At 38.0% G+C, this 21,752-nt stretch carries 19 protein-coding genes; 10 read left to right on the forward strand and 9 right to left on the reverse strand.

The genetic code is table 11. The features are described from left to right. Window positions 1–21 precede the first annotated feature (21 nt). The 3 genes from L2B55_RS17325 to L2B55_RS19105 all read left to right on the forward strand — a co-directional run bounded on the left by L2B55_RS17325 (window position 22) and on the right by L2B55_RS19105 (window position 3,481). Complete coding sequence (locus L2B55_RS17325) at window positions 22–1,722, forward strand: ArnT family glycosyltransferase (protein ID WP_237847464.1); 1,701 nt, start codon at window positions 22–24, stop codon at window positions 1,720–1,722. 10 nt (window positions 1,723–1,732) lie between these two features. After that, entirely contained in the window at window positions 1,733–2,653 is a 921-nt protein-coding gene (gene rsgA, locus L2B55_RS17330) for a ribosome small subunit-dependent GTPase A (RefSeq protein WP_237847465.1), read from the forward strand. A 660-nt stretch (window positions 2,654–3,313) separates the two neighbouring features. Then, window positions 3,314–3,481, forward strand: a complete 168-nt coding sequence (locus tag L2B55_RS19105) for a DUF7149 domain-containing protein (RefSeq protein WP_420854529.1) — start codon at window positions 3,314–3,316, stop codon at window positions 3,479–3,481. Window positions 3,482–3,585: 104 nt separating this feature from the next. Here L2B55_RS19105 and L2B55_RS17335 read toward each other — a convergent pair whose 3' ends face one another. Together L2B55_RS17335 and L2B55_RS17340 are read right to left on the reverse strand one after the other, a co-directional pair. Further along, window positions 3,586–4,527 carry a DUF3078 domain-containing protein gene (locus L2B55_RS17335; RefSeq protein WP_237847466.1) on the reverse strand — a complete coding sequence of 314 codons (942 nt, stop codon included), beginning with the start codon at window positions 4,525–4,527 and terminating at the stop codon, window positions 3,586–3,588. Window positions 4,528–4,659: 132 nt separating this feature from the next. After that, window positions 4,660–6,678 (reverse strand): alpha-ketoacid dehydrogenase subunit alpha/beta, encoded by a 2,019-nt coding sequence (locus L2B55_RS17340; protein ID WP_237847467.1) that lies wholly within the window; start codon window positions 6,676–6,678, stop codon window positions 4,660–4,662. Between the two features lie 138 nt (window positions 6,679–6,816). On the opposite strand from L2B55_RS17340, the gene L2B55_RS17345 reads away from it, so the two are divergent. From L2B55_RS17345 to L2B55_RS17365, 5 genes are all read left to right on the forward strand, one after another. After that, entirely contained in the window at window positions 6,817–9,228 is a 2,412-nt protein-coding gene (locus tag L2B55_RS17345; RefSeq protein ID WP_237847468.1) for a hypothetical protein, read from the forward strand. Between the two features lie 127 nt (window positions 9,229–9,355). After that, complete coding sequence (aat, locus tag L2B55_RS17350; RefSeq protein WP_237847469.1) at window positions 9,356–10,012, forward strand: leucyl/phenylalanyl-tRNA--protein transferase; 657 nt, start codon at window positions 9,356–9,358, stop codon at window positions 10,010–10,012. A gap of 94 nt (window positions 10,013–10,106) precedes the next feature. Beyond that, the gene (locus tag L2B55_RS17355) at window positions 10,107–10,958 is read left to right on the forward strand and encodes an SPFH domain-containing protein (RefSeq protein ID WP_237847470.1); all 852 of its coding nucleotides are present in this window, start codon (window positions 10,107–10,109) and stop codon (window positions 10,956–10,958) included. 3 nt (window positions 10,959–10,961) lie between these two features. Next, the gene (locus L2B55_RS17360; protein WP_237847471.1) at window positions 10,962–11,474 is read left to right on the forward strand and encodes a hypothetical protein; all 513 of its coding nucleotides are present in this window, start codon (window positions 10,962–10,964) and stop codon (window positions 11,472–11,474) included. 26 nt (window positions 11,475–11,500) lie between these two features. Beyond that, window positions 11,501–11,692, forward strand: a complete 192-nt coding sequence (locus L2B55_RS17365; protein ID WP_237847472.1) for a type II toxin-antitoxin system antitoxin — start codon at window positions 11,501–11,503, stop codon at window positions 11,690–11,692. 80 nt (window positions 11,693–11,772) lie between these two features. Here L2B55_RS17365 and L2B55_RS17370 read toward each other — a convergent pair whose 3' ends face one another. Next, entirely contained in the window at window positions 11,773–13,158 is a 1,386-nt protein-coding gene (locus tag L2B55_RS17370) for a LutB/LldF family L-lactate oxidation iron-sulfur protein (RefSeq protein WP_237847473.1), read from the reverse strand. A gap of 228 nt (window positions 13,159–13,386) precedes the next feature. On the opposite strand from L2B55_RS17370, the gene L2B55_RS17375 reads away from it, so the two are divergent. After that, window positions 13,387–14,406 carry a type IV toxin-antitoxin system AbiEi family antitoxin gene (locus L2B55_RS17375; protein WP_237847474.1) on the forward strand — a complete coding sequence of 340 codons (1,020 nt, stop codon included), beginning with the start codon at window positions 13,387–13,389 and terminating at the stop codon, window positions 14,404–14,406. A 1-nt stretch (window position 14,407) separates the two neighbouring features. Beyond that, window positions 14,408–15,244: a nucleotidyl transferase AbiEii/AbiGii toxin family protein gene (locus L2B55_RS17380; RefSeq protein WP_237847476.1), complete on the forward strand. Its 837-nt coding sequence runs from the start codon at window positions 14,408–14,410 to the stop codon at window positions 15,242–15,244. A gap of 135 nt (window positions 15,245–15,379) precedes the next feature. Here the strand turns inward: L2B55_RS17380 and L2B55_RS17385 are convergent, their stop codons facing one another. The 6 genes from L2B55_RS17385 to L2B55_RS17410 all read right to left on the reverse strand — a co-directional run bounded on the left by L2B55_RS17385 (window position 15,380) and on the right by L2B55_RS17410 (window position 21,651). After that, window positions 15,380–16,957, reverse strand: a complete 1,578-nt coding sequence (locus L2B55_RS17385; RefSeq protein WP_237847478.1) for a M28 family peptidase — start codon at window positions 16,955–16,957, stop codon at window positions 15,380–15,382. Window positions 16,958–17,055: 98 nt separating this feature from the next. Then, complete coding sequence (rpiB, locus tag L2B55_RS17390) at window positions 17,056–17,487, reverse strand: ribose 5-phosphate isomerase B (protein WP_237847480.1); 432 nt, start codon at window positions 17,485–17,487, stop codon at window positions 17,056–17,058. Window positions 17,488–17,580: 93 nt separating this feature from the next. Next, window positions 17,581–18,462: a twin-arginine translocase subunit TatC gene (gene tatC / locus L2B55_RS17395; RefSeq protein WP_237847482.1), complete on the reverse strand. Its 882-nt coding sequence runs from the start codon at window positions 18,460–18,462 to the stop codon at window positions 17,581–17,583. Between the two features lie 161 nt (window positions 18,463–18,623). Then, on the reverse strand, window positions 18,624–19,964 hold the full coding sequence (gene accC / locus L2B55_RS17400; RefSeq protein WP_237847484.1) for an acetyl-CoA carboxylase biotin carboxylase subunit: 1,341 nt from the start codon (window positions 19,962–19,964) through the stop codon (window positions 18,624–18,626). A gap of 92 nt (window positions 19,965–20,056) precedes the next feature. After that, window positions 20,057–20,551, reverse strand: coding sequence for an acetyl-CoA carboxylase biotin carboxyl carrier protein (gene accB, locus L2B55_RS17405; RefSeq protein WP_237847485.1), 495 nt, complete (start codon window positions 20,549–20,551; stop codon window positions 20,057–20,059). A 116-nt stretch (window positions 20,552–20,667) separates the two neighbouring features. Then, window positions 20,668–21,651 carry a beta-ketoacyl-ACP synthase III gene (locus L2B55_RS17410; protein ID WP_237847487.1) on the reverse strand — a complete coding sequence of 328 codons (984 nt, stop codon included), beginning with the start codon at window positions 21,649–21,651 and terminating at the stop codon, window positions 20,668–20,670. Window positions 21,652–21,752: the final 101 nt, after the last annotated feature.

Consider the following 21,752-nt stretch of genomic DNA (forward strand, 5'->3'; position numbering starts at 1 on the left):
TTTGAATGCAACTTGTATTTTATGGATCAGTTTATAAGCAAACGCACCTATCTTCTTCTCTTTTTATTTTGTGGCTTCGTATACTTTTTAGGCTTTTTTTTCCCACTTTTTGATCCAGATCCCAATAAATACGCCGGCATAGCTATGCGTATTTGTCAAAACAATGATTTTGTAAACCTTATTTCCCGTCACGAGGATAATGGGGCAATGTATGAATACCTCGATAAACCACATTTGCTTTTTTGGCTAGCAGCCTTTTCGTTCAAGCTGTTCGGTTTTTATGACTGGGCTTACCGTCTGCCATCAGTTTTATTTACTGTATTGGCAGCATATTCAACTTTTGGCTTAGGGCGAGCCTTATACAATAAGGAAGTGGGTCGGATGGCTGCTCTAATTTTTGCAACCTCTTATGCTATTATTTTAGCTAATCATGATGTAAGAACTGACTCATTATTAACATCAACTGTTATTTTCGGAATATGGCAATTGATTGAGTTTATTAAGCAAAATAAATTGATCAATATAATTCTGGGAGCAGTAGGAATTGCACTTGGGGTTTCAACCAAGGGCATGATTGCATTATTTGTAGCCGGAATAGCAATTTTCTGTTATCTTTTGTACTCTCGTCAGTGGAAATCATTTTTTAACTGGAAATTATTGATCGGCATTGCAGCATTTTTTGCTACTCTATTCCCTGTATTGTATTGCTATTACTTACAATTTGATCTGCATCCGGAAAAACTGGTTAATGGACAATTCAAACAATCTGGAGTGAGTTTTTTGTTTTGGACACAAAGCTTTGAGCGCCTGGCAGGCGAAAGAGCACTAGTGACCAGTCCTGAGTATAGTTTCTTCTTCCACACCCTCTTATGGGCAATATTACCCTGGAGTCTGCTGGCATACATATCTGTATTTGGTCGCGCAAAGGAAATTTGGAAAACTCACTTTAAGCCTGTAAAAGGTGTTGAGTTTCTTACTTTAGGAGGAGTTGTGATCGTTTTTATTGTTATTTCATATTCAAAATTTAAACTGCCACACTATCTGAACATACTTTTTCCACTATTTGCTATTCTAATGGCATCGTATCTTTATAATTTGGTTCAAAAAACCAATAGCAAACTCCTAAACGTGCTGGAAAAAATTCAGCTATTCATTATTGGTTTACTTATCATCATAGCCCTTGTTGTTAATTATTGGATGTTTCCTGTGCAGCAGTTGTGGATTAGTATCGTAGCGTTCATAGCCGTAACTGTTTTGTTTTTCATTGTCATGAGAGGAAGCTCCGAAGGGCATTTATATCGAATAATTATTCCTTCTGCCTTCTCCATTTTAGGACTAGCTTTTTTACTTAATGCAAATTTTTACCCCCAAGTATTACATTATCAGGCGGGTAGCACATTAGCGCATATAGCTAAAGAAAATAATATTTCACCTAATAAAACTTTCATTTTCGGCCGGCTATATTATTCATTTGATTTTTATTCTAACAAAACCATTCCTGAATTAACACCAGAAGACATTAAGGCAAAAAATGCCGAGGGAACTAGGTTTTACTTATTTGTAACAGAAAAAAACTTTACTGAGCTACAGCACTTACGGCTTAAGGTTAAGCGTAAATTTGAAGCCTATCAATATCCGGTTACTCGTTTAAGATTTGATTTTTTAAATCCTTCAACAAGAACTAAAACACTCAATAAGGTTTTTCTAGTTGAAATCAACTAATTTTGCACACTTGAAAGGAAAAGTAATAAAATCAACAGGAAGCTGGTACAGCGTTTTAGGTAATGACGGACAAAACTACGATTGCCGCATTAAAGGAAAGTTTCGTATTAAAGGCATTAAGAGCACGAACCCTGTAGCAGTAGGCGACATGGTTGACTTTGAAATGGAGCCAGGTGAACCAACCGCTGTAATTACACATCTTCATGAAAGAGATAATTATATCATCCGTAAATCGGTTAACCTTTCACGGCAAACGCAAATCATTGCAGCCAATATGGACCAAGCCATTTTGGTGGTAACACTGGCAGCCCCACGAACTTCATTGGGTTTTATCGATCGTTTTTTAGTAACTGCCGAGGCTTACCATATTCCAACTATTTTGGTATTCAATAAATTTGACATTTACGATGATATAGACAAGCAGATGCTTGCTGATGTTGAAGCAATCTATGAAAGCATTGGCTATAAATGCTACGAAATATCGGCCCTAAATGGGTACCATATTGAGCAGATTAAGGATCTCATTAAAGATAAAACCACTCTATTTTCCGGTCATTCCGGCGTAGGGAAGTCATCCTTAATTAATGCCATATTCCCTGAAAAAAATCTTAAAACCGCAGCCATATCAGAGGTTCATCAAAAAGGCATGCATACTACTACTTTTGCCGAGATGTTCGAACTTCCTTTTGGCGGTTTTGTAATTGATACTCCTGGAATTCGCGAATTAGGAGTTGTTGAAATTGAGCCGCAAGAATTAGCCGGATACTTTCCAGAAATGAGGGGGTACAGCAGTCAATGTAAATTTAACAACTGCACCCATATACATGAGCCAGGCTGCGCGGTGCTAAAAGCGGTTGAGGAAGGCCATATCGCACCCACCCGTTACGATAGTTATTTCAGCATTTTTCATAATTTCGATTCAAGGGCTTAGATTGACTATAATCATCTGGGACATATAAATGCTGATTCAAAAGTGGGAGAATAGGAAATGGGAATTAAACTTTTGAAAGAGTTAGATGCTTCTACTAAAATTGAGTAGGTAGAACTGCACTACGTGATCTTGAAGAGTTGGTAGAATTAAACATTCTCATTAAAAGTGGTCAGAAAAAAGGTACGGTGTATAAAATTAGCTCTGGCGGATAAATGGCGGATATCTGGCGGTTATGGCGGATATCTGGCGGTTATGTATAAGCAGTATTAACCATACAAAGTAGAAACTTTTCTCTTTTCATTATTTCACAATGTTCACGTACTGTGAACATTGATTTTTAGAACAAAAAGTTACCAAGGATATTGTCATCAGATATGTGGGTGATTTCCCACCCACCGGCAGGTAAGTAAGCCGAAGAAATCACTCTCTTCGGCTCTCAGAAGAACCGTACGTGCAAGTTTCCCCGTATACGGCTCAGGCACTCGAACAATCTTTGCCTTCCGTCAAGAATCGGGCATTCTGTTGGTCTTGATATTCTTACAAAAATATCCCAAGTGCTTGGCGTAAAAGCAGATTTTAGTTTGATACTAATATAAATTTGTAGAATATATCATCCATAAGATTACGTAAGCAACTTCATGAGGCGGGGTTTAAATAACCCTGTTAGGTGTACTTTTTTTCTACGTACCTCAACTAAAAATAAAAGGTACATCAAAGCCATGGGATGATCTGGTGATTCATAATGGCAAGGATGCCAAATCAAGCGTAGGTGTATCGATTGAGGCCAAGAGTACAACCAATAAGGCCGAAATGCTGAAGGTAAATTAACTTTTAAAAACGCTTTATTTAATGATACATCTAATTTAACAGAGAATTTGAATCAAAATTAAATCAAAGCATGTTTAAACTTCTTAAAATTCAATTTATATTAACTATTTTTTTGCTTCAGAAGTGTTGAATTTGTAGGTTAAACCAGCTCCAAAAACCTGCTTAAACTGAAACTGAGGTCGATAAGCTGTTTCTCCTGCATCATTTATGTAAGGAAATGTTGTATCATCATCATAAATGCACTGTATGCCAAAATTTGCCGAGATATAACTATTTACCTTCATAAATAAGCTCAAGGTATAGTTAACATCAATATTCTGAGGCTTTTCAAGATAATTGGAATAAAGCAAAAGGGTATGTTCAAGGTTAATGTTCTTCATGATCTCGTCCTTTCGGTAAGCCTCTATACTGACCCCTAGCTCGTACCGGGATTTCTTTCCAGGATCAACACCAAAAGCACCAATCGAAGAAAGGTAGTCATCATTAACAAAAGTAATACGTGAAGCAATAGGCGAGATATTCACCTTCCAGTTATCAGATTTCTTATAACTAATGCCTGGACCAAAACCCAAATAAGCGGGAGCAAACGGCCCTGAAATTAATGTACGTGTATTATCCGCGTTATATTCATAACCATTTGCAAACTGACTTTGAAGATTGAGAAAAAACGATGCAAACCAATACTTTTTAAGATGATACCCTATTATTGAACTCAACATATATCGGTCATCAGTTTTCCGTACTCCAATATCTTTTTGTTTGTTTAGTCCATAATTTAATAACACACGGTTATCCCAATTCCATCTGTTTTTTTTATAGTTAAAATTATAATCTAGCAATAACGATCCGGCAAAAGAGTTAACACCACCTGCTGCCCAATTTGAAAAAGAACTCTGATTGAACAGTAATGAACTCTGACCTATAACAGTCCATATCTTTAAGGAATCAGGATGATTTGGGTTTTCAGGGGCTTTTTGAACATTTTGTGCTTTAGACGACAAAACTAAAAGAAACAACAGGAGTAACAGAGAGAGATTTTTATTCATAAGAGTAGCGTATTGTAAATATCAAGATAAATATTTTCCGCTACATTGCTGTAATTCCGTCGGTAAATTTCTTAAACAAAACGGCTCTGATTTAAATCAAAGCCGTTTACATATGCGAAATTTTTAAACTTACTAGTATTGTAATATTTTTTGAATTGCTTCATCTAATCTTGATTTGGCTAAAAAATTATCCTCGAGTGATTTACTCATTGGTATGGCTGTATCTATACTCGCACAACGAACTACCGGTCCATCCAAATAATTGAACAAGTGCTCTGCTATAAAGGCAGCAATCTCTGCTCCCACGCCACAACATAAGGTATCCTCATGCAAAATCAGCACTTTACCATTTTTCTTAACCGTTTCCGTAACAGCCTCAATATCCCAAGGCAAAAGCGTTCGTAAATCAAGCAAATCGGCAGAAACTTCAAGATGCTCATTCAAATAATCAAGAGCCCAGTGAACACCTAAACCATACGTAATTATTGATAGTTGTTCTCCTTCTTTTACCAATCTAGCTTTTCCGATAGGTGTAGTGTAATATTCATCTGCAATTTCCTCCGAAATCCCTCTATACAAATATTTATGTTCAAAGAACATCACTGGATTAGGATCTTCGATTGCTGCAGTTAAAAGACCTTTGGCATCACTAGGAAATGCAGGATAAACCACTTTTAATCCCGGGGTTTTTACAAACCAAGCTTCATTACTTTGTGAATGAAAAGGTCCTGCACCTGTTCCGGCTCCTGTTGGCATGCGCACAACCACATCTGCATTTTGTCCCCAGCGGTAATGACTTTTAGCCAGATTATTCACAATCTGGTTAAATCCGCAGGTAACAAAATCAGCAAACTGCATCTCCATGATAGCTTTATATCCATTTATCGAAAGCCCAAAAGCTGCCCCTACAATTGCAGACTCACAAATAGGCGTATTCCTTACCCTTCCTTTACCAAACTCCTCCACAAAACCTTGAGTAATTTTAAATGCCCCACCGTACTCAGCTATATCTTGTCCCATTATCACAAGATTACTATGGCGACGCATTGCTTGTCGCATGGCATCTGAAATTGCATCTAAATAACGTTTATCAGTTTTAGCAGAGTTTTCAGGCTCCATATTTATATCCCCTACTGGAGCATACATATCTGCAAGTTCAATATTAATATCAGCATTAATATCAGGTTCAGAAAAGGCCATATCTACAGCATTATCAATCTCAATTTTTATCCTGATTTTTAGCTCATCGACATAATCCTTATCAATAACTCCCTGCAGCAGTAAATAATTCTCAAAATTTTGCACCGGATCCTTAAGCGCCCACTCCTCAAACAATTCCTGAGGAACATACTTGGTACCTGAGGCTTCTTCATGCCCTCTCATACGAAAAGTCATACATTCTACTAATACCGGGCGAGGATTATGCCGTATATCAGTTGCAATTCGACGAATAGTATCGTAAACCTCCAACACATTATTCCCATCAATTTTTTTTCCTTCAATTCCGTAACCCATTGCCCGGTCTACCAAACTTTCACATTTATATTGCTCATTAGTTGGCGTTGAAAGTCCGTAACCATTGTTTTCGATAAGAAATATTACCGGCAATTTCCACACAGAGGCGACATTTAAAGCTTCGTGAAAATCACCTTCACTCGTTGCACCTTCACCTGTAAAAACTAAAGTGGCCTTATTTCTTTGTTCAAGCACGTCTGCCAAAGCAATGCCATCAGCTAAAGCCATCTGAGGCCCCAGGTGAGAGATCATCCCAATAATTTTATATTCTTGAGTACCAAAATGGAAAGAACGATCTCGTCCTTTTGTAAAGCCACTCATTTTCCCCTGCCATTGTCCAATAAGTCGATTTAAAGGAATATTTCTACTGGTAAACACACCTAAGTTCCGGTGCATTGGAAGAATGTATTCATCGGAATTCATGCCCATGGTTGCTCCTATTGCAATGGCCTCCTGACCAATTCCTGAGAACCATTTACCTACCTTTCCCTGCCGTAAGAGGATAAGCATCTTTTCCTCAATCATCCGAGGGCGCAGCAGGTTTTTATATAAATCAACTAAAGTTTCATTAGCATATTGCTTACGATCATACTGCATATACACAGTGTTGTTTAGGGTTTCGATTGATGTTTCCATGGCAAACCTAAGATGGAGAATATTTTTTGATTTTTCATAACAAGTGTGAGCTGGCTGGGGATAAAATTCAGCCTGATCATTTCAACTACTCAACTGATTATTATACTTTAGTACTTAAATTCAAACTAACTACTTAATATGAAATTAAAACATCTCCTAATTCTTCTTTCCCTATTTACCTTTATCAATGCTTATGCCGATGATCCTATACTAGAATTACTAAAGAAAAAGTTGATTGACCCCTACAGCAACTATTTTGCTCAAGAGCGGGAGCGCGTTTATTTGGATATTAATCGCTCTGAGTTTTTAGCCGGTGATAACATTTGGTTTAAGGCCTATGTTTATAATGCCAAAAACCGTTTACCATTTAAAGAAACCAATAAATTATACGCCGAACTATTTGATCCAAGCGGCAAATTGATAGAAAGAAAAACGCTTTATGTTCATGAAGGAACAGCGAACAGTCTTTTCCAGCTAAAAACCAATGCTCAATCCGGAGATTATACAGTAAGAGCCTATACTAACTGGATGCGCAACTTTACAGATCAAGCCTTTTACAGTGAAACTATTCATGTGCGAGCAATTGGTGAACCGATGGCCACAACCCCAAACCCACAGCCTTCTGAAGATATAGATGTTCAGCTTTTTGCTGAGGGAGGAACCTTTACGAAGGATGTTGATTGTCATTTTGGGATAAAAGTTACCCTTCCCAACGGGCATGGCGCAGAAACAAAGGGATGGCTGATTAATTCAAAAGAAGACACCTTACAAACCTTTCAAACCAATCAGTTAGGCATTGGTGAGTTTATGTTATTCAATGCAGGTAAAGATTATAAAATCAAGATTAACTACAAAGGAATAGTTAAAGAATTGCCCCTTCCCGAACCTAATCCTAAAGGCTTATCGCTTTTAGTGAACAATATGCTTCCAAACAAAGTGATTGCATCTGTAAAAACTAATGATCAAACACTTGCAGAATTTAATCAGCAACAGTTTTTTGTTCTTGTTCATAACAATGGAAACATTTACTCATCCATGTATTTTAAACTAGATGCTAATGAAAAGATATTTTCTGTTGAAAAAAAATTACTTGGCCCGGGCGTAAATTACATTACACTTTTCAGCCATGATTTTAAACCAATTGCTGAGCGCCTGATCTTCAATTCAACAATAAACATCAGAGGAAGCCTCTCTCTTTCTCATCAGATGATGAACGATTCATTAACGGTTACTGTTAACACTGCTGACACAAGTGGCCTAGGATCTACAGCCAATCTTAGCTTCTCAATTTTGCCCAAACAAACCGTCGGCAACAATTTTCAATCATCACTTTTGGCAGATTTACTGTTAAGCTCTTCACTTAAAGGGGCTATTGAATCAACTTATTACTATTTTGAAAGTAATGATTATCAGCGTCAGAAAGATCTTGATAATTTACTGCTCACCCAAGGCTGGAGAAAATATGAATGGTCAGATATTTTATTCGATAAGGTTCCCGGCATTAAACATGAATTTGAAAGTGGCTTTACCATAAATGCAACTGCAGAGAATCGTTTGAAAAGCAAGCCTGAGAAAGAATCAAATATTACACTCTTCTCTAGGGAAAACGACTTAATGCTATCACAGAATGCAGATGAACATGGAAACGTTTCATTTAAGAACTTATACCTGGCTGATTCAAGCAAAGTGCTCCTTTCAGCATCAACATTAAAAGGCAGTTCTTGGAACAGGACCTTAAAAGCAAACATTATTTATCCTCGCTTGGATAGCACCATTGCTGTTAAACAATTTAAAAGGTTTACCAAAAGCACAATAACCGACAAGGAAATTATCAAACCCCTTACCGAACGCTTATTCGAACTGAAAGAAGTTGTAATAAGGGCTGAAAAAAAGAAGGACCCATTTGAAGGAAATCTTTATCGGTCAATGAATGACAGGGTATTTGAAATTAATAAAGAGAACTATTACAGATACAACTCTATCGAGCAAATTCTGATGAACGAATTTTTCCTGCAGGTTACACGTAGCCCAATGGGGGAACTAAAAGTAAATATGGGCCGAGGAGTTAGCAGTTTTCAAGGAGGCGCAGACCCTACTCTTATTGTGGATGGCATGGTAATGAATGATTTAAGTTACTTATCAATTTTACAAGTTCAGGATATTGAAGCCATTGCAATTAACAAATCAGCCAATGCCATGTTAGGCTTTAAAGGGGGCAACGGTTCGATTAACATTGTAACTCGAAGAGCACCGATTGACTGGGGACCTGAAGGGATAAGCAGCAGTAGAAACTTTCAAGTAAAGGGCTATGCAAAGCCTGTGGCATTTTATACGCCAAAGTATTCTTTGCCACCGCAATCAGAAACATTTCAAAAGTATGCCACGCTTTTCTGGAAACCAGATGTACAAACGGATTCAACAGGAAAGGCTCAGTTTAGGTTTTCTTTACCCAAAGAAATAAAGGAAATTATTGTTCGGACAGAAGGAATTTCAGCCAATGGAACTATTTACTTTGAAAACAAGATGCTTACTGTTACACCGGGGTTATAAGAGATAGAGCATTTCATAGATTTTATGAATTATAGAGGCTGGGAATATATTTCCAGCCTTTTTTCACTTTCCCTTTTAATGAAACGATACAGCTCGAAACCTCCTGTCTAAAGTTTTATCTTTGCACATGCCCGTTTATGAACTGTCTGAAGATCTGATTTTCCCTCATCCTCTTTTAGCTGATGATAGCGGTCTTTTAGCCATCGGAGGAGACTTATCCCCCGAACGTCTTTTGTTAGCTTATCGCCATGGTATTTTCCCTTGGTTTTCTGAAGAGGATCCTATTCTTTGGCACGCTCCTAACCCACGTTTTGTGTTATGGCCTCAAAACCTCAAGGTATCCAAAAGCATGAAACAATTATTACGTTCAAATAAATATAAAATCACAATTAATAAAGATTTTAAGAGTGTAATTGCCAACTGTAAACACATTGCCAGAAAAGATCAACCTGAAACATGGATTACCTCTGAAATGCAACAGGCTTATATCCGCCTACATAATCTTGGCTATGCACACTCAGTAGAGGTCTGGATTAATGACGAACTAGTAGGCGGATTATATGGCATTAATTTAGGAACCGTATTCTTTGGAGAATCCATGTTCCATAAAGTAAGTAATGCTTCAAAAATTGCCTTCATTTATTTAGCCCAATCAATACCTTTCTCAATCATCGATTGTCAAATGGAAACTGAACATTTGAAAAGCTTGGGAGCTGAAAGTATTTCTATGGAACTTTTCTTGGAAACTCTGGACCAGCAAGCCGACATGCCATCCCTTTTGTAAAATCAAATCATTATTCATCTCACTAATTGCCTTGCAATTATCTTATTTTTTTCATATTATTATGATATCAAAATGATATCAAATATTTACCACAATGATCGAAAAAATCAAGACCCCACTTTCGGGTTTCGCCATGCTTGGCTTTGCTATAGTATGTTTGGCAGGAACTGCTTATTCATTCTTTTCTCAACAGATCGTTTTAGGCATATTACTTCTGTTTACTTCTCTTATCACCTTTGCGGGTATCATAATCATCAATCCAAATGAATCAAGGGTATTAACCTTTTTTGGAACCTACTCAGGCACAGTTAAAGCAAACGGATTATTCTTTGTAAACCCGCTTTACAAAAAACAATCGGTTTCATTAAGGGCTCGCAACCTCAATGGACAATCATTAAAGGTTAATGATAAAATGGGCAATCCAATTGAAATTGCAGCTGTTATCGTTTGGCAGGTTCAAGACACTGCCAAAGCTACCTTCGCTGTGGACAATTACACGCAATACGTAAACATTCAGAGTGAGGCCGCCGTACGTCATTTAGCTGGAAGTTGTCCTTATGACAATTTAGAAGATGAATCTGCTACGTTAACCTTACGTGATGGAGCCGAAAAAGTGAATGAGATGCTTGAGAATGAGCTAAACGAACGACTAAGCCCTGCAGGTATTATTGTATTGGAAGCTCGAATAAGCCATTTAGCCTATGCACCGGAAATAGCCGGAGCAATGCTCCAACGCCAACAAGCAACTGCCGTTGTAGCTGCCCGAAAACAAATTGTTGAAGGAGCTGTAAGCATGGTAGAAATGGCCTTATCCCGACTTTCTGAAAGGGAAATCATTCAGCTTGATGAAGAACGAAAAGCTGCCATGGTCAGCAATCTGTTGGTCGTTCTTTGCGCAGAAAAGGCTGTAAGCCCTGTATTAAACACCGGAACACTTTATAACTAGGTTATGCAATTTGAAGAGAAGCAAAAGTTTAATCAGCTGTGGATAGCCTTGTTGATTTTTAGTTCTGTTGCTATGACACTTGGCTTATTCCTGTACCAGTGGAAAGTAATGAAAAACTATCAACCAGCACTGTTGGCTGTAATCGGCTTTGAACTATTTATGGTATTTCTTCTTCATCAGCTTTTTACTCTTAAAACATTGATTGACTTAGAAGGCATCCATTTCCAGTTTAAACCTTTTCATCTACGAATGAAAACAATAAACTGGTATGACATTGATCAAGCCTACATTCGTAAATATGAGCCGATTACTGAATACGGCGGTTGGGGCATTAAGGGCTTATGGCCTTTCAAAAGCGGTAGGGCCTACAATGTTTCTGGAGATATCGGCTTGCAAATTAAATTAACCAATGGCAAAAGAATTTTGATCGGAACTAACCAAGCCGTTGAGATGCAGAAAGTGTTAAACTCAATTGCCAAATTCAAAAAGTTAACCAACATTATTGTAGTTGCCTAAAGTTCACTAAAATTACCCACGTTGCAATGGCTGCAAAAAAAGCATTTGTACTTCGTTTGGATCCTGAAATGCTGAAAGAATTAGAGCGTTGGGCTGCGGCTGAGTTCCGTAGCGTTAACGGACAAATAGAGTATATTTTGTTTGACGCACTAAAAAAACGGAATAAAAACTTTAAACTTAAAGGAGATAACGATTCTGACACACAAGAAAAGCAATAACTTAAAACGATAAAAGACAAGCACCGAAGTATAATAAAACATATTCCGGTGCTTGGTTTTTTATTGACAGCTCAAAGAGTTTATTTTACATTTTTATGCATCTCTCTCCACTGCTCATTGAACGACTTATGAGCTATTGGAGGCAGCTCTCGACGTTTACCCCAGGTATTCCCGGCAAAACGTTTTAAGAAAAAGCTTTTCCAACGCCCTCCTAACATATTCATAAGGTTGCGTTTCAGCATTCCTTTTTTCCAAAAATACCAGGTCCACATTTCTGATTTAGGAGCCAGGTTTTCATTCACAGCATCTCTCCTATTCAGCAAAAGCATTTTATGAATATCTATATGGACAGGGCAAACTTCTGAACATTTCCCGCATAGACTTGAAGCATAGCTTAAATGTTTAAACTCTTCCATCCCTTGCAAATGCGGCGTAATGATAGACCCAATTGGGCCACTATAGGTAGTTTCATAAGTATGTCCGCCAATATTTTTATAAACAGGGCAACCGTTTAAACAGGCTCCGCATCGAATACAATACAATCCTTGGCGCTGTTCTTTTTGTGCCAGCAAATTGGTCCTGCCATTATCAAGCAACACAACATACATTTCATCCGGACCGTCCATCTCTTCTGGTTGGCGCGGACCACTTATAATGGAATTATAAACCGTTAAATTTTGACCTGTCCCATGGGTAGCCAACAAGGGCCAAAACAAGTCAAGATCATAAACACTAGGAACGATTTTCTCAATGCCTACTATAGCTATATGAACCTTGGGAAAGGTAGTAGATAACCTTGCATTACCTTCGTTTTCAGTTAAACAAACACTTCCTGTATCAGCAATCAGAAAGTTACCTCCGGTAATACCAATATCTGCGGTAACATATTTATTTCTTAAAAGTTCACGTGCTTTTTGAGTGAGCTGTTCGGGAGTAGAATCAATTGGGGTACCAAATTTTTCATGAAACAACTTGGCAATATCCTCCTTTGACAAGTGCATCGCTGGCGTAACAATATGATAAGGCTTTTGCCCTAGCAATTGAACAATGTATTCACCCAGGTCCGTCTCCAGCGCCTCAATCCCATTATGTTCAAGGTACTCATTCAGCTCAATCTCCTCTGTAGTCATTGACTTTGACTTCACCATGGTTTTGGCGTTGTATTTCTTAAAGATTGCCAACACCTCTTTACGGGCCTCTTCAGCATCATTGGCCCAAATCACTTTTCCTCCTCTGCGGGTAAAGTTAGCTTCAAATTCAACCAGGTATTTTTCCAGATTCTCCATTGTTCGCCACTTAACAATATTGGCTTTCTTTTTGGAGTTTTCAAGATCAAAAAAGCGGGAAACACCTCGTGCAACAGCAGTATCGTATTTATTTATATTGAAATTGATCTTACGGCGGTGATCGAGATCAAATGCCTTTGCTTCGGCATCATTGAGAAATTGCGCGGAATGCTGACTCATGCAATCAAAAATAGAGAAAATGATCAAAATTTTAATCCAATAAACTGTTCATTTTATTAACAAAAAATCAACGTTGACTAAAATGCTTTTATCCCAAAAAAGTCATTAGGGAATAGCAGCCATCAAACTGTTTCAACTAGTAGTGAGAAGTTTGTTCATATTTAACTTGATATTTCAAGAAGTGTTCATTATTTTTGAATGTACACGTTTCGTGAACTCTTAAAATAAATGAACAAAAAAATTGCATTACTAGAAGATGTAATTGTGGAGCGAGCCCTTAGCCATCTTGAGGATCTAGCTGGAATTAAAGGGATGTGGAAGCCTATGCGACAACCTCAGGATAAAGGTATCGATGGTGAAATTACTATGAATTTGGGTATGGATACACTCATATTCCATGCAGAAGTGAGGAGAGAGTTACGTGAATATCAACTTAGTCAAATTTTGAATCTGGCTAATCAATATGCTCCATTTATGCTGGTGGCTAACCATATCTTTCCGACAATTAAGGAACAACTAAGAAAGAATGGAATAGCTTATTTGGATGGCGGAGGAAATCTGTTCTTACGTCATCATACCCATTTTGTGTGGCTTGAGGGTAATAAACCTCCCAAAGAAGAAAAGCCAACACCCAACCGAGCATTTACCAAAACTGGACTTAAAGTAATATATGTGCTACTGACACAAGAGGATGCAATTCAATTGCCTTTCAGAGAAATCGCAGAAAGAGCAAATGTAGCCCTTGGTAATATTCCCTTGGTGCTAGCCGGATTAAAGGAGGCAGGGCATTTGCTTCAGATGGATAAGAAAAAGGTAATACTTCAGAATAAAAAGGAATTACTTGAGCGGTGGATAGCCGGCTATCGAGAAACTTTACGTCCAACTTTGCACTTAGGTAATTATCAGTTATTGGATAAAAAAGCGAACTGGCAAAATCTACACTTTGATGGGGCTGAATGGGGAGGGGAGCCGGCTGCAAATTTATTGACTTCTTATCTTAATCCAGAAATACTGATCATATACACAAAAGAACAGAAGAATAAATTGATGAAGAGCTGGAAATTGATACCCCATTCAAAGGGTAATGTGCAGCTCTATCAGAAGTTTTGGAACGAAGAAAAAGCGAGCAATCTTCCAATAGCACCTCAATTAATCATATATGCAGATCTCTTGCTTACCGATGATCCTAGATGCATAGAGGTTGCTGAAATAATCTACAATAAATACTTAAAGCAACTATTTGAATAATATGCGACATAATGAACTGAAACATATATTTGATATTCTAGAAAAGGCATTTGAAAGCCTGGGAATAGACTATTATCTTATTGGTGCGTTGGCTAGGCAGGTATGGTATGAAAAAGCTGATGTGAATTTCAGAACAACGAAAGATGTTGATTACGCTGCATTGATAGGAAGTCATGAAGAATATGATAGAGTGAAAGAATATCTTATCACTAATGAAGGATTTACTGAACATCGAGGAAATGCTTTTGTATTAATTTCTCCAGATGGTATACAAGTGGATATCCTGCCTTTTGGGGAAATTGAAAATGGAGGTAGCGTAGATATAAGAGGTACAGGGATGACTAGTATTCGTGTAGATGGCATGAAGGAAGTTTACAAGGCCGGAACTGAAATAGTAGAGTTTGAAACAGGAAATGTTTTTAAAGTCGCAACACTTCCGTCTATTGCCTTGTTAAAGTTCATTGCTTATGATGACCGTCCTGAACAAAGGCAAAAAGATGTATTGGATATCACTAACCTGCTGAAGCATTTTTTTAATTTAAATTCCGAGCTTATTTACAATGATCATAATGATCTGTTTGATGAAGAGAAGGATCGCAGTCTTGAGAACATTTCGGCAATAGTGATTGGGAGAGAAATGAGAAAAATAGCAACAAGCAATGAAAGTTTGATAAAAAGATTGGAATCGATAATGAATAAGCATATTGAGTTGAATGAAAAAAGCCCTTTCATCAGATTAATGATCCAAGGTACAGGTAGTAATGTAGAAGAAATGACAGACCGGCTTAGGGATATCCAATGGGGATTTAATAATAAGTCCCAGGTGTTTGAAGATTAAAGTTTTTTGTATCTTGAAAAATAATTTCGAACGTGTATTAAGGACACCCTTATGCATCCACTATAACGCAGTAAAAAAGAAGGTATTCACCGTTTAAATGAATACCTTCTTAACAAGAATGAAATTATTCTATTATTACCTGCTGGTTGGAAAATCGTTTTTCACATTAACAACTGGTCGTTTCTCTCTATTGGCCAAATCCCAAGCCGTATTAAACACCAATTGAACCCTCTTTGCCATCAGCTCAAACCTGATTTTCTCAACATCATCACCTGGTTGATGATAATCGGCATGCACCCCATTAAAGTAGAAAATTACAGGAACACCATGCTTCGCAAAGTTGTAATGATCTGAACGGTAGTAAAACCGATTAGGATCTTTAGGATCATTGTATTTATAATCAAGTTTAAGGTTTACACTGTTTTTATTAGCGTCCTCACTGATTTTGTGTAAATCAGTGCTCAACTTATCAGAACCAATCAAGTAGATATAATTAGTATCGGCTAAGTGGGCATCATCAATTCTTCCCACCATGTCGATGTTTAAATCCGTTATTGTGCTATTCATTGGAAAAACTGGATTTTCAGAATACCATTGAGATCCAAGCAATCCTTTTTCTTCACCGGTAAATGTTAAAAACAATATACTTCTGCGAGGCTTTTTTCCAGATTTTTGAGCATCGGTAAATGCTTTAGCCATTGCAAGTACTGAGGTAGTACCCGAACCGTCATCATCTGCTCCATTATTAATTACCCCGTTCACAATTCCAATATGATCGTAATGAGACGAAATCACCAATAACTCATCCTTTAAATCTGTTCCCGGCAGGTAACCCAATACATTCATTGCTTTTACCGGAGTTTCATTCACTTTAAACTCAAGCTCAAAAGCCTGATTAACAGAGGATGATTGAGGCTTGCCTGTCGAGAGCATTTGACCTGTTAAATCAGCCAATGACTTTCCAGTTGATTTTAGTAAAACATTGGCGAGCTCTTCAGAAACAAAAACCACAGGAATATCCTTACCCTCAGCCTTTTGAGGAAAATCGATACTTTTTGCTTTCAGCTGCCCTGAATACTTAGACATAGAACTTCTGAACTGCGGGTAAACAGTCAGAATTGCTTTGGGTTGCATTGCTTGTAGTTCACGAAGTTTCTTACGTGCAACAAGCGTATAATCGGAATAACCTTGCTCACCAGTAACCATGCTTTTGCCGTCCTGAGTCATCGGTTCTCCACTCAATATCAAAACCACTTTATCCTTAATGTCGATACCCTCAAGATCATTCCATTTAGGAGAATTAATTCCATAACCGACAAACAAAAACTGACTTTCTTTAAGACTTAATGGATTAGTGGCCCCAGGACCAATCATCAAAAAATCATCTCCAAAATGAAAGGCTTGATCGTTTACCGCGATTTTCGCTTCACCAATAGAGCGTTCAACTAATGGCACATTCTGAAAATATGAACCATCAACAGGTGCTTGCAAGCCTAGCTTTTTAAAGTAAGCAGAAATATAGTCAGCGGCCATCAATGACCCCTTTTGACCTGTTTCGCGGCCTTCGTAAGCATCTGAAGCCAAGATTGACAAATGTTGCTTTAGCAAAGGTGCATTAATGTTATCAGCATATTTTTTAGCTCCTGATTGAGCAAAAGCTGCCCCAGAAAAAGCTAATAACATCGTTGCGCTTAATAAGAACTTTCTATTCATTAGTTTAATTTGAATTCCTAAAGTAATATAAAAAAGCAGGATCGCACAAATTTGTACGATCCTGCCCTGTAAACTTTTTATATCAATTCAATGAAATGCTATATGCAGTCAATTTTGTTCACACGATTTGCATGTCTGCCTCCTTCAAAAGGTGAAGAAATGAACTTCTTAGCAATTTCCTTCGCCTCATCCAAAGAAACAAAACGAGCCGGTATGCATACCACATTTGCATCATTGTGTCCTCTTGCCAATTCTGCTAATTCAGGATTCCAGCAAATAGCAGCTCTAATACCTGCATGTTTGTTAGCTGTAATAGCTACCCCATTGGCACTGCCACAAATTAAAATACCTAAATCAGCTTCTTTAGCCAAAACTGATTTAGCTAAAGGATGAACATAATCAGGGTAATCAACAGAATCGGTAGAATAAGGACCAAAATCTTTCGTTTCAACTCCCTGTGCTTCCAACACTTCAATTAAGGCTTTCTTGTATTCGAAACCAGCGTGATCGCCACCTAATGCAATTTTCATTTTCTTTTAATTATTAAAATCTTCCGCTTAAGCCTACGACTTCCAAGCGATACTTTGTTACTATACATTACAAACCCCATAAGGTTTGCTTAATTAACTATTGTAAAATTCTGCTTCTTTTTTTGCTCTATTACGCGCTACAGAAGCCGACACTAAAATACTGATTTCAAACAAGATAAATAACGGAATAGCTACAATAGTTTGCGTCATCATATCCGGACTTGGCGTAATAAACGCTGAAATAAGTAAAATCAAAACAATGGCAAAACGTCTGTTACCACGCAATAATTTGGGCGTAACAATACCCACTTTAGAAAGAAAGTAGATAATAATTGGTAATTCAAACGTAACACCGCATCCCAAAGAAAGTGTCCCCACCGTTGAAAGATATGAATCAAGAGATACCTGATTAATAATTTCGGCACTTACAGTATAGGAGCCTAAAAAGTTTATTGTAAGCGGAACAATGATATAATAACCAAATAAGACACCTATTCCAAAGAGTAAGGATGCAAAAAAGATTAATCCATTGGCATATCTCCGTTCACTAGTTTGAAGAGCAGGCTTAATAAACCTCCATAATTCCCAAATAAAGTAGGGGAAGGCTAAAGCCAAACCTACTAAAATGGAACTTGTAAGGTGAATAACAAATTGTCCGGACAATTCCGTATTCATAATCACGAAATTGATCTTTGATACACAGAAATCAGGTATATTGTATTTGGCCGCAATTTCGCACATCTTTCTATATGTCCAGAAATTTGGATTTTTAGGCCCTAAAATTATTTGATCAAAGATGATTTCTTTATAGCTAAAAGCCAATCCGGTAAAAACTGAGATAGCGATAATAGAACGAATCAAATGCCACCTTAATTCTTCCAAGTGGTCGAAAAATGACATCTCTGACTCAATGGTGTGTTTTTCTTTAAGAACGTATTTGGTTATCAGGTTATTTCTACGACTGTTATCGGACATCTGAAGTTAAAATGAGCTGCAAAAATAGGGAAAACAATGAACTTTTAAAGCCATAAGCGAACAAGCAATCCTAAAAACTATTATTCGCTAAAACACAGACAGCCGCATGAGTTCATCATACGGCTGTCTGTTATTTTCATTATTGATTTTTCTCAATATGATTATTTATCCATCTCAAAGGTTTCCATAAACTTAGTGGTAAAGTTACCAGCTCTAAAGTTTGGATCCTGCATCAATTTTATATGGAATGGAATTGTAGTTTTAATTCCTTCAATTACGAATTCGCTAAGAGCCCTTTCCATTGTAGAAATAGCTTCCTCACGTGTTTGCGCCACGGTGATTAGCTTGGCAATCATTGAGTCGTAATTAGGTGGAATAACATAGCCTGAGTAAACGTGAGTATCAACACGCACTCCATGACCACCCGGAGAGTGGAAATTGGTAATCTTACCTGGAGACGGACGGAAACCGTTCAAAGGATCTTCCGCATTAATACGGCACTCGATAGCATGCATTGTTGGCAGATAAGAACGGCCAGAAATTGGCACACCAGCGGCTACTTTAATCTGCTCTTTAATCAAGTCGTAATTGATAACTTCTTCAGTTACCGGATGCTCTACCTGGATACGAGTGTTCATCTCCATGAAGTAGAAGTTACGGTGTTTATCAACCAAAAACTCAATTGTTCCTGCACCTTCGTAGTTTACAGCTGCTGCTCCTGAGATAGCTGCGTCACCCATTTTCTGACGTAGTTCATCAGTCATAAACGGAGAAGGAGACTCTTCTACCAACTTCTGGTGACGACGCTGAATTGAACAATCACGCTCAGAAAGGTGGCAAACTTTTCCATACTGGTCACCTACAATCTGAATTTCGATGTGACGAGGATCTTCTACAAATTTCTCAAGATAGATACCATCGTTACCGAAAGCTGCACCGGCTTCCTGACGAGCTGAATCCCAAGCGTTCTCAAAGTCTTCGTCTTTCCAAACGATACGCATACCACGACCACCACCACCGGCAGTCGCTTTCAAAATTACCGGATAACCTATTTGGTTTGCAACTTTAATCCCTTCACTAACATCGCTCAACAAGCCATCAGAACCAGGAATTGTAGGTACTCCTGCTTTTTTCATAGTTTCTTTCGCAGATGATTTATCGCCCATGGCATTAATCATCTCCGGACTGGCTCCAATGAATTTAATCCCATTTTCACGGCAAATTCCTGAAAACTTAGCATTTTCAGACAAGAAGCCATAACCTGGGTGAATCGCATCGGCATTGGTGATCTCCGCCGCAGCAATAATATTAGGGATATTTAAGTATGAGTCTTTACTTGGAGCAGGACCAATACATACCGCTTCATCTGCAAAACGTACGTGCAAACTATCACGGTCAGCAGTTGAGTATACTGCAACTGTTTTTATGCCCATCTCTTTACACGTGCGAATAATACGCAACGCAATCTCTCCACGATTGGCAATAAGTATTTTTTTAAACATGTTTTACTAATTTGAAAATTTGAAAATGTGTGAGTTTGAGAATGTCCTCATTTCAAAGAGTTGGGTTCCACTCTCTAATTTTCAAATTGAAATTACATTGGCTCAACCAAGAACAAAGGTTGATCGTACTCAACCGGACTTGCGTTTTCAACCAAAACTTTAACAATACGACCTGAAATTTCAGACTCGATTTCGTTAAACAATTTCATAGCTTCAATGATACATAATACTTGTCCTGGACGAATTTCGTCACCTACATTTACAAAAGAAGGTTTTTCAGGGCTTGCCTGACGGTAGAAAGTACCAATCATAGGCGATTTGATAGTGATCAGGTTTTCTTCACTTGCAGCTGGAGCAACTGGTGCTACAGGAGCGGCAGCTGGAGCTGCTGCAGGAATTGCAGGAGCTGTTACATGCGGAATTGCCGCTACAGGGGCCGCAGCCGGAACTGCCTGAACAACCGCTTGTACAGTTTGTTGTGAAGTAGTTTTTATAGTAATTTTAAAATCTTTTCGTTCAATTGAAACTTCATTAACGCCTGACTTAGAGACGAATTTAATAAGTTCCTGAATTTCCTTGATTTCCATTAGTTTGCGTGTTTGTTTAAGTAGTTTTATTAAAGTTAGTTATTTTAATGTAAGTTCATGAGTAAGTTTTCAACACATTCAACTACACTATATCACATACTTTAGGTTAGATTTAATTAATAGGCCCATTTTATATAAACAGCTCCCCAGGTAAAGCCTCCACCAAATGCTGCTAAAATAAGATTGTCGCCTTTCTTCAGCTGGCTTTCCCATTCCCATAAACATAAAGGAATAGTTCCATTGGTAGTGTTACCATAGCGTTCAATGTTCACCATCACTTTTTCCGCAGGCACTCCACAGCGATCAGCTGTTGCGTCAATAATGCGTTTGTTAGCTTGGTGTGGTACCAACCATGCAATATCATCGGCCGTAAGGTTATTACGCTCCATTACTTCAGCAGCTGTTTCGGCCATATTGGTAACCGCAAATTTGAATACGGTTTTACCTTCCTGATAAACAAAGTGTTCACGATTTTCAACTGTTTCACGAGATGCAGGTTTAGCAGAACCTCCGGCTTTCATCAGTAAATACTGACGACCAGCGCCATCGCTTCTTAAAATCGCATCCTGGAAGCCTAAGCCTTCTTCATTTGGCTCTAGCAAAACAGCTCCTCCACCATCTCCAAAAATGATACAGGTAGCACGGTCCTGGTAATCAATAATCGATGACATTTTGTCGATACCAATTATCACTACTTTTTTGTACATACCCGTTTGGATAAACTGAGCTCCGGTAGTTAAACCATAAATAAAGCCCGAGCAAGCAGCGCTGAGGTCATATCCCCAGGCATTCTTGGCACCTATTTTATCACAAATAACATTGGCAGTGGCTGGAAAAACATAATCAGGGGTCGCAGTGGTACAAATCACCAGGTCAATTTCCTCAGGAGTAATACCGCGTTTAGCAAGTAATCCTTCCATGATTTTAACGCCCATGTCTGATGTTGCGCCCTCTTTTTGAATTCTTCGTTCTTTGATACCTGTGCGTGAAAGGATCCACTCATCATTAGTATCAACCATTTTTTCAAGGTCTTGGTTAGTCAGCTTGTCTTCTGGAGCATAACCAAAAACCGAAGTTATTGCAGCACTAATTTTTGACATACGTTTGGAAAATAATTATCGCAATTCTTTAGAAGAGCGCGGCAATAATAGGAAATTATTATGAAAATACGAGATTTTCAAGAAAAGAGAAACCCAACAGC

The organism is Solitalea lacus (assembly GCF_022014595.1).
Lineage (GTDB): Bacteria > Bacteroidota > Bacteroidia > Sphingobacteriales > Sphingobacteriaceae > Solitalea > Solitalea lacus.

Coding starts and splice junctions, on each gene's coding strand:
- L2B55_RS17370 (WP_237847473.1), bottom strand. CDS start 13,158: ATGAGTCAGCATTCCGCGCAATTTCTCAATGATGCCGAAGCAAAGGCA.
- L2B55_RS17365 (WP_237847472.1), top strand. CDS start 11,501: ATGGCTGCAAAAAAAGCATTTGTACTTCGTTTGGATCCTGAAATGCTG.
- tatC (WP_237847482.1), bottom strand. CDS start 18,462: ATGTCCGATAACAGTCGTAGAAATAACCTGATAACCAAATACGTTCTT.
- L2B55_RS17385 (WP_237847478.1), bottom strand. CDS start 16,957: ATGAATAGAAAGTTCTTATTAAGCGCAACGATGTTATTAGCTTTTTCT.
- L2B55_RS17340 (WP_237847467.1), bottom strand. CDS start 6,678: ATGGAAACATCAATCGAAACCCTAAACAACACTGTGTATATGCAGTAT.
- L2B55_RS17335 (WP_237847466.1), bottom strand. CDS start 4,527: ATGAATAAAAATCTCTCTCTGTTACTCCTGTTGTTTCTTTTAGTTTTG.
- L2B55_RS17380 (WP_237847476.1), top strand. CDS start 14,408: ATGCGACATAATGAACTGAAACATATATTTGATATTCTAGAAAAGGCA.
- aat (WP_237847469.1), top strand. CDS start 9,356: ATGCCCGTTTATGAACTGTCTGAAGATCTGATTTTCCCTCATCCTCTT.
- L2B55_RS17325 (WP_237847464.1), top strand. CDS start 22: ATGGATCAGTTTATAAGCAAACGCACCTATCTTCTTCTCTTTTTATTT.
- L2B55_RS17375 (WP_237847474.1), top strand. CDS start 13,387: ATGAACAAAAAAATTGCATTACTAGAAGATGTAATTGTGGAGCGAGCC.
- L2B55_RS17360 (WP_237847471.1), top strand. CDS start 10,962: ATGCAATTTGAAGAGAAGCAAAAGTTTAATCAGCTGTGGATAGCCTTG.
- accB (WP_237847485.1), bottom strand. CDS start 20,551: ATGGAAATCAAGGAAATTCAGGAACTTATTAAATTCGTCTCTAAGTCA.
- rpiB (WP_237847480.1), bottom strand. CDS start 17,487: ATGAAAATTGCATTAGGTGGCGATCACGCTGGTTTCGAATACAAGAAA.
- accC (WP_237847484.1), bottom strand. CDS start 19,964: ATGTTTAAAAAAATACTTATTGCCAATCGTGGAGAGATTGCGTTGCGT.
- L2B55_RS17355 (WP_237847470.1), top strand. CDS start 10,107: ATGATCGAAAAAATCAAGACCCCACTTTCGGGTTTCGCCATGCTTGGC.
- L2B55_RS17345 (WP_237847468.1), top strand. CDS start 6,817: ATGAAATTAAAACATCTCCTAATTCTTCTTTCCCTATTTACCTTTATC.
- L2B55_RS17410 (WP_237847487.1), bottom strand. CDS start 21,651: ATGTCAAAAATTAGTGCTGCAATAACTTCGGTTTTTGGTTATGCTCCA.